This window comes from Pseudorhodoferax sp. (genome assembly GCF_047601025.1).
Taxonomy (GTDB): domain Bacteria; phylum Pseudomonadota; class Gammaproteobacteria; order Burkholderiales; family Burkholderiaceae_C; genus Pseudorhodoferax.
The window spans coordinates 1,250,788-1,261,295 of the sequence record NZ_JASGJZ010000001.1 but is presented as its reverse complement, the minus strand read 5'-3'; the positions used below and the strand labels follow the sequence as shown (position 1 = coordinate 1,261,295).

Here is a 10,508-nt window from a genome sequence, read left to right as displayed (position 1 = left end):
CGCCGTCCCGGTGGCAAGGTCAGAAACTTTCCGGTACGGCGGCTCCAACCCTTGGAGGATGTCCGATGCCCTTGAGCAGATTCCCTTTGGCAAGTTGTTCACCCGTCCCTCGTGGGAGAGACGGGTGGCCTGCGGACGTCCCGAACCGGGGCGCTCTTGCGATGGTCGGCTATAACGGCGTGTTTTCGAGGATTGGAAACACCTTTGGAATCAAGGAGTCGGGTCAATGAAACTCCTCATGGTCGACAACTACGACAGCTTCACCTTCAACCTGGTGCAGTACTTCGGTGAGCTCGGGGCCGAGGTCGAGGTGTTCCGCAACGACGAGATCGACGTGGCCGGCGTGGCGGCGCGCGCGCCCGACCTGCTGGTGATCTCGCCCGGCCCGTGCTCGCCGGCCGAGGCCGGCATCTCGGTCGAGGCGATCCGGCACTTCGCCGGCAAGCTGCCGATCCTGGGCGTGTGCCTGGGCCACCAGAGCATCGGCGCGGCCTTCGGCGGCCGGATCGTTCGCGCACGGCAGCTGATGCATGGCAAGACCAGCGAGATCACGACCACGCGCGAAGGCGTGTTCGCCGGCCTGCCGGAGCGCTTCACCGTCAACCGCTACCACTCGCTGGCGATCCAGCGCGAGGACTGCCCGCCGGCGCTGGCCGTCACCGCATGGACCGACGACGGCGAGATCATGGGCGTGCGGCACAAGGAGCTGCCGGTGCAGGGCGTGCAGTTCCACCCAGAGTCCATCCTGACCGAGCATGGCCACGCCATGCTGCGCAACTTCCTGGAGCAGAAGTGACCGTGGCGGCTGCGCCGGTCGTCGATCTGCGGAGCGACACGGTCACGCGGCCGACCCGCGCCATGCGCGAGGCCATGTTCGCCGCGCCGCTGGGCGACGATGTGTTCGGCGACGACCCCACGGTGCAGGCGCTGCAGCAGCGCATCTCCGGCCTGCTGGGCTTCGAGGCCGCGCTGTTCGTGCCCAGCGGCACGCAGAGCAACCTGTGCGCCATCCTGGCGCACTGCCAGCGCGGCGACGAGTACATCGTCGGCCAGATGCAGCACTGCTACCGCTGGGAGGCGGGCGGCGCCGCGGTGCTCGGCAGCGTGCAGCCGCAGCCGATCGCGCACGCCGGGAACGGCACGCTGCCCCTGGAGCAGATCGAGGCCGCGATCAAGCCCGACGACGCGCATTTCGCGCGCACGCGGCTGCTGGCGCTGGAGAACACGCTGGGCGGCCAGCTGCTGCCGTTCGACTACGTGCAGGCCGCGACCCGGCTGGCGGCCGGGCACGGACTGGCGCGGCACCTGGACGGGGCGCGGCTGTTCAACGCCGCGGTGGCGCAGGCGGCGGGCGGCGATCCGTATGCCGAGGCGCGGCGCATCGCGCAGTGCTTCGACAGCGTTTCCGTCTGCTTCAGCAAGGGCCTGGGCGCGCCGGTGGGCTCGGCGCTGTGCGGCTCGCGCGGGTTCATCGGCCGGGCGCACCGCATCCGCAAGATGGCCGGCGGCGGCATGCGCCAGGCCGGCCTGCTGGCCGCGGCGGCGCTGCATGCGCTGGACCACCACGTCGAGCGGCTGGCCGACGACCATGCGCTGGCGCGGCGGCTGGCCGAGGGGCTGTCCGGCATCGCGGGCCTCGACGTGCAGGCGCCGCACAGCAACATCGTGTTCGCGACGCCGGACGAAGCGCTGCGCGGCCGCGCGGCCGGCCTGCTGCCGTGGCTGGCGGAGCGCGGCGTCCTGGCCACCGGCGTGTACCAGCTGCGCTTCGTGACGCACCTGGATGTGGACGCCGCCGGCGTCGACCGCGCCGCGGCGGCCGTGCGCGACTACTTCGCGGTGCATTGAGGTCGGTGCCGTGCCCGAGCTGCATCAGCTGCTGCTGTTCGTCGCCGCCGGCTGGCTGCTGAACCTCACGCCGGGGCCCGACGTGCTGTGCATCGTGCGCCATGCGCTGCGCGGCGGCGCGCGCGCCGGCATCGTCGCCGGGCTGGGCGTCACGGCCGGCTGCTGCGTGCACGTCGCGGCGGCGGCCGTCGGCGTGGGCGCGCTGCTGGCGGCGTCGGCCGCGGCGTTTTCCGCGCTCAAGTGGCTGGGCGCGGCCTATCTGCTCTACGTCGGCGTGAAGCTGTTGCGCGCGCGTCCCGGCGCCCGCCCGCTGGCGCAGGCCGCCGGCCCGGCCGCGGGCCGGGCCCTGGTGGCGCTGCGGCGCGTGTTCCTGGACGGCTTCTGCACCAACGTGCTGAACCCCAAGGTCGCGCTGTTCTTCCTGGCCTTCGTGCCGCAGTTCATCGCGCCGGGCGCGCCGGACGCCGCACGGGCGTTCGTGCTGCTGGGCGCGCTGTTCAACCTGAACGCGATGCCCGTCCACGTCGGCTGGGCGCTGGCCGCGGCCTGGCTGGCGCGCCGCTCCGGCGGCGTGCAGCGCGGCATGCACTGGCTGGACCGCGCGGCCGGCGTCCTGTTCGTCGGCTTCGGGCTGCGGCTGGCGCTGGCCGATGCCCCTGCCGTCCGATGACCCTTTTCCCTTACGAGACCCGTCCCATGTCCATCACGCCCCAGGAAGCGCTGCAGCGCACCATCGAACACCGAGAGATCTTCCACGACGAGATGCTGCACATCATGCGGCTGATCATGCGCGGCGAGTGCTCGCCGGTGCTGATGGCCGCGCTGGTCACCGGCCTGCGCGTGAAGAAGGAGACCATCGGCGAGATCACGGCCGCGGCCCAGGTCATGCGCGAGTTCGCGACCAAGGTGCACGTGGCCGACACGCGCCACCTGGTCGACATCGTCGGCACCGGCGGCGACGGCGCGCACACCTTCAACATCTCGACCTGCTCGATGTTCGTCGCGGCGGCGGCGGGCGCCAAGATCAGCAAGCACGGCGGGCGCAGCGTGTCCAGCAAGTCCGGCAGCGCCGACGTGCTGGAGGCGCTGGGGGTCAACATCCATTGCACGCCCGGGCAGATCGCGCGCTGTATCGGCGAGGTCGGCATCGGCTTCATGTTCGCGCCCAACCACCACCCGGCGATGAAGAACGTGGCCCCGGTGCGCAAGGAGCTGGGCATCAAGACCATCTTCAACATCCTGGGGCCGCTGACGAACCCGGCCTCGGCGCCGAACATCCTGATGGGCGTGTTCCATCCGGACCTGGTCGGCATCCAGGTGCGGGCGCTGCAGCGCCTGGGGGCCGAGCATGCGATCGTGGTCTACGGCAAGGACGGCATGGACGAGGTCAGCCTGGGCGCGGCGACGCTGGTCGGCGAGCTGAAGGACGGCGAGGTGCGCGAGTACGAGATCCATCCGGAGGACTTCGGCCTGGCGATGGTCAGCAACCGGGCGCTGCGCGTGCAGACGCCGCAGCAGTCCGAGGCCATCGTGCGCGGCGTGCTCGACGGCGAGCACGGGCCGGCGCACGACATCGTGGTGCTGAACGCCGGCGCGGCGCTGTATGCCGCCGACGTTTGCGCCAGCATCCCCGAGGGCATCGCCGCCGCGCGCCGGGCCATCGCCTCGGGCGCGGCCAAGGCCAAGCTGGCGCAGTTCGCCGCGCTGACCCAATCCCTGGCCGCGTGAGGTGGACATGGCCGAAGACATCCTGCAGAAGATCGCCGCCGTCAAGCACGAGGAAGTGGCCGCGGCCAAGGGGCGCCGGCCGCTGGCCGAGGTGCGCGCGGATGCCGAATCGCGCGTGCTGACGCGCGACTTCGTGGGCGCGCTGCGCGCCCGGATCGCGGCCGGCCGGCCGGCTGTGATCGCCGAGGTCAAGAAGGCCAGCCCGTCCAAGGGCGTGCTGCGCGCGGACTTCATCCCGGCCGACATCGCCCAGAGCTACGCCGAGCATGGCGCGGCCTGCCTGTCGGTGCTGACGGACCGCCAGTTCTTCCAGGGCAGCGTGGACTACCTGAAGCAGGCGCGCGCGTCCTGCGGCCTGCCGGTGCTGCGCAAGGACTTCATGGTCGACGCCTACCAGATCTACGAGGCGCGCGCGATGGGCGCGGACTGCGTGCTGCTGATCGCGGCCATCCTGGACGATGCGCAGATGGCCGAGTTCGAGGCCATCGCCCACCACCTGGGCATGGCGGTGCTGGTCGAGGTGCACGACGCCGCCGAGATGGCGCGCGCGCTGCGGCTGAAGACACCGCTGGTCGGCGTCAACAACCGCAACCTGCGCACCTTCGAGGTCTCGCTGCAGACCACGCTGGACCTGCAGGCCGCCGTGCCAGCCGACCGGCTGCTGGTCACCGAGAGCGGCATCCTGCAGCCGGCCGACGTGCAGCGCATGCGCGCGGCGGGCATCCATGCCTTCCTGGTCGGCGAGGCCTTCATGCGCGCGCCCGATCCCGGCGCGGCGCTGTCGGCGCTGTTCGCCGCATGACGCCGCTCGGCCCCGTGGCGCCGGGCTGGCAGGCCACGGTGCTGGCCTTCGCCGACAGCCCGGCCGGGCGCCGCCTGCAGGACTTCCTGGCCGCACGCCATGCCGCCGGCGCGCGCATCTACCCGCCCGAGCCGCTGCGCGCGCTGCGCCTGACGCCGCCGGAGCGGGTCTGCGCGGTGATCCTGGGGCAGGACCCCTACCACGGGCCGGGCCAGGCCGAAGGGCTGGCGTTCTCGGTCGCGCCGGGCGTGCGCCCGCCGCCCTCGCTGCGCAACATCTTCAAGGAACTGCAGCGCGACCTCGGGCTGGCACCGCCGGTGTCCGGCTCGCTGCGCGCCTGGGCCGAGCGCGGCGTGCTGCTGCTCAACACCACGCTCACGGTGGAGGAGGGCCAGGCCGGCTGCCATGCACGCCAGGGCTGGGAGGCGCTGACCGACGCCCTGATCGCCCAGGTGGCCGGCGCGGCCTCGCCCTGCGCCTATCTGCTGTGGGGCGCCCATGCCCAGGCCAAGGCGCCGCTGATCGAGCGCACCGCGCAGGCGCACGGCCGCCAGGCGCTGGTGCTGCAGGCCAACCATCCGTCGCCGCTGTCGGCGCTGCGGCCGCCGGTACCCTTCGTGGGCTGCGGCCACTTCGGCCGGGCGCAGCGCTGGCTGGCCGAGCGCGGCGGCGCGCTCGACTGGCGGCTTGCCGAAAGTGCGTGACATCGGAAATAGTTGTGCTATAGTCCCGGGTTCGCTGGAGAGGTGGCCGAGTGGTTAATGGCAGCAGACTGTAAATCTGCCCTCTAACGAGTACGCTGGTTCGAATCCAGCCCTCTCCACCAGCAAGAACAACGGTAGGAATCGATCGATCGGGTTTTGTGGGGTGTTGCGAAAGCGCGTCGCTCGCCGTGGTCCAGGCGGACGGCGGCGGGGCGAGGCGGGAGTAGTTCAATGGTAGAACCCTAGCCTTCCAAGCTAATGACGCGGGTTCGATTCCCGTCTCCCGCTCCAGTGCAGTGATCGATCGGTTCCGGTAGGTTTGAGCGCCCATTTGGCTCAGTGGTAGAGCACTCCCTTGGTAAGGGAGAGGTCGCGGGTCCGATTCCCGCAATGGGCACCACGAATTCCCGCGCCCAGGCGCAGCGCGTGGGGTCTTGGCGAGATAGAGCGTTAATTTTTTCGGAGTCGAACAATGGCAAAAGAGAAATTCGAGCGTACCAAGCCGCACGTGAACGTCGGGACGATCGGACACGTGGACCACGGCAAGACGACGCTGACGGCGGCCATCACGACGGTGCTGTCGAGCAAGTTCGGCGGCCAGGCCAAGGCCTACGACCAGATCGACGCGGCCCCTGAAGAAAAGGCGCGCGGCATCACGATCAACACCGCGCACGTGGAATACGAGACGGCCAACCGCCACTACGCCCACGTGGACTGCCCCGGCCACGCCGACTACGTGAAGAACATGATCACCGGCGCGGCCCAGATGGACGGCGCCATCCTGGTGTGCTCGGCCGCCGACGGCCCCATGCCCCAGACGCGCGAGCACATCCTGCTGGCCCGCCAGGTCGGCGTGCCGTACATCATCGTCTTCCTGAACAAGTGCGACATGGTGGACGACGCCGAACTGCTCGAACTGGTCGAGATGGAAGTGCGCGAACTGCTGAGCAAGTACGACTTCCCCGGCGACGACACCCCCATCATCAAGGGCTCGGCCAAGCTGGCGCTCGAAGGCGACAAGGGCGAACTGGGCGAGAAAGCCATCCTGAACCTGGCCGACGCGCTGGACAGCTACATCCCCACCCCCGAACGCGCCGTGGACGGCACCTTCCTGATGCCCGTGGAAGACGTGTTCTCCATCTCCGGCCGCGGCACGGTGGTCACCGGCCGCGTCGAACGCGGCGTGATCAAGGTCGGCGAGGAAATCGAGATCGTCGGCATCCGCCCGACCGTCAAGACCACCTGCACCGGCGTGGAAATGTTCCGCAAGCTGCTCGACCAGGGCCAGGCCGGCGACAACGTCGGCATCCTGCTGCGCGGCACCAAGCGCGAAGAAGTCGAGCGCGGCCAAGTGCTGTGCAAGCCCGGCTCCATCAAGCCGCACACCCACTTCACCAGCGAGGTGTACGTGCTGAGCAAGGACGAAGGCGGGCGCCACACCCCGTTCTTCAACAACTACCGCCCGCAGTTCTACTTCCGCACCACCGACGTGACCGGCGCCATCAGCCTGCCCGAAGGCAAGGAGATGGTCATGCCCGGCGACAACGTGTCGATCACCGTCAAGCTGATCGCCCCGATCGCCATGGAAGAAGGCCTGCGCTTCGCCATCCGCGAAGGCGGCAAGACCGTCGGCGCAGGCGTGGTCGCCAAGATCATCGAGTGACGATGTTCGGAGGGGTATAGCTCAATTGGCAGAGCGTCGGTCTCCAAAACCGAAGGTTGTAGGTTCGATTCCTACTGCCCCTGCCACCTGATCTGACCAGGTGGCCCCTCGAAAGCCCGTCATGACCTGACGGGCTTTGGCGTCTGCAACGGCGCTTGTGTTTGCATCCAGGAATTTGGCCGACATGGCGACTTCGCAAGTTGAAACTGTCAGTACCGGCGCGGACAAGGCCAAGATGGCCGTCGCCGCGGCGCTGGTCGTGGCGGCGGTGGCAGGCTTCTACCTGCTGGGCCGCCAGGGCCAGGTGGCGCAATGGGCGGCGCTGGTCGTGGGGCTGGCGGCCGCGGTCGGCCTGTTCCTGTCCAGCGAGCCGGGCCGGCAGCTGATCGCATTCGGCCGCGACGCCTCGCGCGAGGTCAAGAAGGTCGTCTGGCCGACGCGCAAGGAGGCCATGCAGATGACGGGCTACGTGTTCGCCTTCGTCGTTGTGATGGCGCTGTTCCTGTGGCTGACGGACAAGACCCTGGAATGGGTGCTGTACGACCTGATCCTGGGTTGGAAGAGATAAATGACTGACGCTGTCGAATCCCCCGCGCCGCAAGCGACTCCGGGGCCGGCCAACCCGGACTTCCGCTGGTACATCGTCCATGCCTACTCGGGCATGGAGAAGGCCGTGGAACGCAACATCACCGAGCGCATCAACCGCGCCGGCATGCAGTCCAAGTTCGGCCGCATCCTGGTGCCGACCGAAGAGGTCGTCGAGGTCAAGAACGGCCAGCGCCGCACGACCGAGCGCCGCCTGTTCCCGGGCTACGTGTTCGTCGAGATGCTGATGGACGACGAGACCTGGCACCTGGTCAAGCACACCAACAAGGTGACCGGCTTCGTCGGCGGTGCCAAGAACCGTCCGGCGCCGATCTCCGACGACGAGGTCGTCAAGATCGTCAGCCAGATGCAGGAAGGCGTGGAGAAGCCGCGCCACAAGGTCGAATTCCTGGTCGGCGAGTACGTGCGCGTCAAGGAAGGCCCGTTCACCGACTTCAACGGCTCGGTCGAGGAAGTCAACTACGACAAGAACAAGGTCCGCGTCTCGGTCACGATCTTCGGCCGTGCGACCCCGGTCGAGCTGGAGTTCAGCCAGATCGAGAAGACCTGAGCGACGGCCGCCCCGTCGGCCGTGCTCCCGGCCCCGCGCTTTCCGACTCGGCGCGGGTGCCGTCTGTCCCCCAAGAGTCTTCCACCCCCGGGGAGCCAGGGCCTCGTCCTGGCGCCAACACCCGTACGGAGTTTCAATCATGGCGAAGAAAATCGTCGGCTTCATCAAGCTGCAGGTGCCAGCTGGCAAGGCCAACCCGTCCCCCCCGATCGGCCCGGCGCTGGGCCAGCGCGGCCTGAACATCATGGAGTTCTGCAAGGCGTTCAACGCCCAGACCCAGGGCGTCGAGCCGGGCCTGCCGCTGCCGGTGGTGATCACCGCGTTCGCGGACAAGAGCTTCACCTTCATCATCAAGACGCCGCCGGCGACCACGCTGATCAAGAAGGCGATCAAGCTGGACAAGGGCTCGGCCAAGCCGCACACCGACAAGGTCGGCAAGATCACCCGGGCCCAGCTCGAGGAGATCGCCAAGACCAAGATGAAGGACATGACCGCCGCCGACCTGGACGCCGCCGTGCGCACCATCGCCGGCTCGGCCCGTTCCATGGGCGTGAATGTGGAGGGTGTCTAAATGAGCACGCTGACCAAGAAGCAAAAGGCGCAGCAGGGCAAGGTCGACAGCACCAAGCTGTACCCCCTGACGGAAGCGCTGGCCATCGTCAAGGAAGCCGCCACCGCCAAGTTCGATGAGTCCATCGACGTGGCCGTGCAGCTGGGCGTGGACGCCAAGAAGTCCGACCAGGTCGTGCGCGGCGCCGTGGTGCTGCCCAACGGCACCGGCAAGACCAAGCGCGTCGCCGTGTTCGCGCAGGGCGCCAAGGCCGAGGAAGCCAAGGCCGCCGGCGCCGACATCGTCGGCATGGACGACCTGGCTGCCCAGGTCAAGGCCGGCGACATGCCGTTCGACGTGGTGATCGCCGCGCCGGACGCGATGCGCGTGGTCGGTGCGCTGGGCCAGATCCTGGGTCCACGCGGCCTGATGCCGAACCCCAAGGTCGGCACCGTGACGCCCGACGTCGCGACCGCGGTGAAGAACGCCAAGGCCGGCCAGGTGCAGTTCCGCGTCGACAAGGCCGGCATCATCCACGGCACGATCGGCCGCCGTTCGTTCGACGACGACAAGCTGCAGGGCAACCTGCTGGCCTTGATCGAGGCGCTGAACAAGGCCAAGCCGGCCTCGAGCAAGGGCCTGTACCTGCGCAAGGTGGCGGTGTCGTCGACCATGGGCGTGGGCGTCCGCGTGGACACCCAGAGCCTCTCGGCGTAGTCGCAACGAAATGCGGAGGGCTTCCTGCCGGAGGTCCTCCGACGTGGTGGGTCGGGCGGCGCGAGCCGTGCGGGCCATCCGAGACCGTTGGCGCTCTTCCCGTCGAGGGCAGGGCTTAATGGCGCAAGCCGCCAACGCAGATGGCGATCCCGCTGCGGACGGAATCCGTTTCCGGAAACAGTTGGTCGCTGCAAGAAGGCGTGCCGCCGGGCTCTGGCCCCAAGGCACATACCAAAGGAGTAGACCTTGAGTCTGAATCGCAGTGAGAAAGAAGCGGTCATCACCGAAGTGACCGGCCTCGCCGCAAACGCTCAGACGCTCGTGATGGCGGAATACCGTGGCATCACGGTCGCCGACATGACCCGACTGCGCTCGACCGCGCGCAGCGCTGGCGTGACCCTCAGCGTGTTGAAGAACACGCTGGCACGCCGCGCCGTCGCCGGCAGCCCGTTCGAGGTCGTCGCCGACCAGATGACCGGTCCGCTGATCTACGGCTTTTCCGCCGATGCCGTGGCCGCCGCGAAAGTGGTGGCCGATTTCGCGAAGACCAACGACAAGCTGGTCATCCGCGGCGGCGCGTTCGGTGGCAAGGCCCTGGACGTCGACGGCGTCAAGCAACTGGCGAACATCCCTTCGAAGGACGTCCTGCTGGCCCAACTGTGCGGCCTGCTGATGTCCCCGATCTCGCGCACGGCCGTGGTGCTGGGCGCGCTGGCGGCCAAGAAGGACGAAGGCGCTGCGGAGCCCGCAGCCGAAGCGCAAGAAGCTGCCGCGGCCTGAGCGGCAACCACACCAACAGTTTTCTAGGAAATCAAAATGGCATTCGATAAAGACGCATTCCTGACCGCGCTCGACAGCATGACGGTCCTCGAGCTCAACGACCTGGTCAAGGCCATCGAAGAGAAGTTCGGCGTGAGCGCCGCCGCCATGGCGGCTCCCGCCGCCGGCGGCGCCGGTGCCGCCGCCCCGGCCGCCGAAGAGAAGACCGAGTTCACGGTCCAGCTGCTGGAAGCCGGCGCCAACAAGGTGTCCGTCATCAAGGCCGTGCGCGAAATCACCGGCCTGGGCCTGAAGGAAGCCAAGGACCTGGTCGACGGCGCTCCCAAGGCCGTCAAGGAAGGCATCGCCAAGGCCGACGCCGAAGCCGCCAAGAAGAAGCTGGAAGACGCCGGCGCCAAGGTCGAGCTCAAGTAATCGACCTTCCGCCGAAGGCTGGAGCGTCCTGTTCGCAGGCCTCCAGCCTTTGGCGTTGTGGGGTGTTGCGGCACCTCGCTGCAGATGGCAGCCGAAAGCGGTGCAATCCGCTTTCGAGTGTCTTCTGACTCGACTGCAGAAGACGT

Annotated in this window: 13 protein-coding genes and 4 tRNA genes; all 17 read left to right on the top strand. The window is 68.6% G+C overall.

Annotation, left to right across the window (positions count from 1 at the left end; genetic code table 11):
* Positions 1–226: 226 nt before the first annotated feature.
* A complete protein-coding gene (locus tag QM782_RS06030; protein ID WP_415202005.1) occupies positions 227–796 on the top strand; it encodes an anthranilate synthase component II in 570 nt (189 codons plus the stop codon).
* A gap of 2 nt (positions 797–798) precedes the next feature.
* A complete protein-coding gene (gene ltaE, locus QM782_RS06025) occupies positions 799–1,848 on the top strand; it encodes a low-specificity L-threonine aldolase (RefSeq protein WP_415202004.1) in 1,050 nt (349 codons plus the stop codon).
* A 10-nt stretch (positions 1,849–1,858) separates the two neighbouring features.
* On the top strand, positions 1,859–2,518 hold the full coding sequence (locus QM782_RS06020) for a LysE family translocator (RefSeq protein WP_415202003.1): 660 nt from the start codon (positions 1,859–1,861) through the stop codon (positions 2,516–2,518).
* Between the two features lie 26 nt (positions 2,519–2,544).
* A complete protein-coding gene (gene trpD, locus QM782_RS06015) occupies positions 2,545–3,576 on the top strand; it encodes an anthranilate phosphoribosyltransferase (protein WP_415202002.1) in 1,032 nt (343 codons plus the stop codon).
* 7 nt (positions 3,577–3,583) lie between these two features.
* The gene (gene trpC / locus QM782_RS06010; protein ID WP_415202001.1) at positions 3,584–4,378 is read left to right on the top strand and encodes an indole-3-glycerol phosphate synthase TrpC; all 795 of its coding nucleotides are present in this window, start codon (positions 3,584–3,586) and stop codon (positions 4,376–4,378) included.
* Positions 4,375–5,082 carry a uracil-DNA glycosylase gene (locus QM782_RS06005; protein ID WP_415202000.1) on the top strand — a complete coding sequence of 236 codons (708 nt, stop codon included), beginning with the start codon at positions 4,375–4,377 and terminating at the stop codon, positions 5,080–5,082. Before trpC ends, QM782_RS06005 begins: the two co-directional genes overlap by 4 nt.
* Before the next feature lie 36 nt (positions 5,083–5,118).
* Positions 5,119–5,204, top strand: a tRNA-Tyr gene (locus tag QM782_RS06000).
* A 95-nt stretch (positions 5,205–5,299) separates the two neighbouring features.
* Positions 5,300–5,373 (top strand) — tRNA-Gly (locus QM782_RS05995).
* Between the two features lie 34 nt (positions 5,374–5,407).
* A tRNA-Thr gene (locus tag QM782_RS05990) sits at positions 5,408–5,482 on the top strand.
* Between the two features lie 72 nt (positions 5,483–5,554).
* On the top strand, positions 5,555–6,745 hold the full coding sequence (tuf, locus tag QM782_RS05985; protein ID WP_415201999.1) for an elongation factor Tu: 1,191 nt from the start codon (positions 5,555–5,557) through the stop codon (positions 6,743–6,745).
* 10 nt (positions 6,746–6,755) lie between these two features.
* Positions 6,756–6,831, top strand: a tRNA-Trp gene (locus QM782_RS05980).
* 98 nt (positions 6,832–6,929) lie between these two features.
* Positions 6,930–7,313 (top strand): preprotein translocase subunit SecE, encoded by a 384-nt coding sequence (gene secE / locus QM782_RS05975; protein ID WP_415201998.1) that lies wholly within the window; start codon positions 6,930–6,932, stop codon positions 7,311–7,313.
* Positions 7,314–7,901, top strand: coding sequence for a transcription termination/antitermination protein NusG (gene nusG / locus QM782_RS05970; RefSeq protein WP_415201997.1), 588 nt, complete (start codon positions 7,314–7,316; stop codon positions 7,899–7,901).
* A gap of 139 nt (positions 7,902–8,040) precedes the next feature.
* The gene (rplK, locus tag QM782_RS05965) at positions 8,041–8,472 is read left to right on the top strand and encodes a 50S ribosomal protein L11 (RefSeq protein WP_415201996.1); all 432 of its coding nucleotides are present in this window, start codon (positions 8,041–8,043) and stop codon (positions 8,470–8,472) included.
* Positions 8,473–9,168 (top strand): 50S ribosomal protein L1, encoded by a 696-nt coding sequence (gene rplA / locus QM782_RS05960; protein WP_415201995.1) that lies wholly within the window; start codon positions 8,473–8,475, stop codon positions 9,166–9,168.
* A 246-nt stretch (positions 9,169–9,414) separates the two neighbouring features.
* Positions 9,415–9,948: a 50S ribosomal protein L10 gene (gene rplJ / locus QM782_RS05955; RefSeq protein WP_415201994.1), complete on the top strand. Its 534-nt coding sequence runs from the start codon at positions 9,415–9,417 to the stop codon at positions 9,946–9,948.
* Positions 9,949–9,984: 36 nt separating this feature from the next.
* On the top strand, positions 9,985–10,362 hold the full coding sequence (gene rplL, locus QM782_RS05950; RefSeq protein WP_415201993.1) for a 50S ribosomal protein L7/L12: 378 nt from the start codon (positions 9,985–9,987) through the stop codon (positions 10,360–10,362).
* The last annotated feature ends 146 nt before the right edge of the window (positions 10,363–10,508 follow it).

Coding starts and splice junctions, on each gene's coding strand:
- rplK (WP_415201996.1), top strand. CDS start 8,041: ATGGCGAAGAAAATCGTCGGCTTCATCAAGCTGCAGGTGCCAGCTGGC.
- rplL (WP_415201993.1), top strand. CDS start 9,985: ATGGCATTCGATAAAGACGCATTCCTGACCGCGCTCGACAGCATGACG.
- tuf (WP_415201999.1), top strand. CDS start 5,555: ATGGCAAAAGAGAAATTCGAGCGTACCAAGCCGCACGTGAACGTCGGG.
- nusG (WP_415201997.1), top strand. CDS start 7,314: ATGACTGACGCTGTCGAATCCCCCGCGCCGCAAGCGACTCCGGGGCCG.
- secE (WP_415201998.1), top strand. CDS start 6,930: ATGGCGACTTCGCAAGTTGAAACTGTCAGTACCGGCGCGGACAAGGCC.
- QM782_RS06005 (WP_415202000.1), top strand. CDS start 4,375: ATGACGCCGCTCGGCCCCGTGGCGCCGGGCTGGCAGGCCACGGTGCTG.
- trpD (WP_415202002.1), top strand. CDS start 2,545: ATGTCCATCACGCCCCAGGAAGCGCTGCAGCGCACCATCGAACACCGA.
- QM782_RS06030 (WP_415202005.1), top strand. CDS start 227: ATGAAACTCCTCATGGTCGACAACTACGACAGCTTCACCTTCAACCTG.
- trpC (WP_415202001.1), top strand. CDS start 3,584: ATGGCCGAAGACATCCTGCAGAAGATCGCCGCCGTCAAGCACGAGGAA.
- rplA (WP_415201995.1), top strand. CDS start 8,473: ATGAGCACGCTGACCAAGAAGCAAAAGGCGCAGCAGGGCAAGGTCGAC.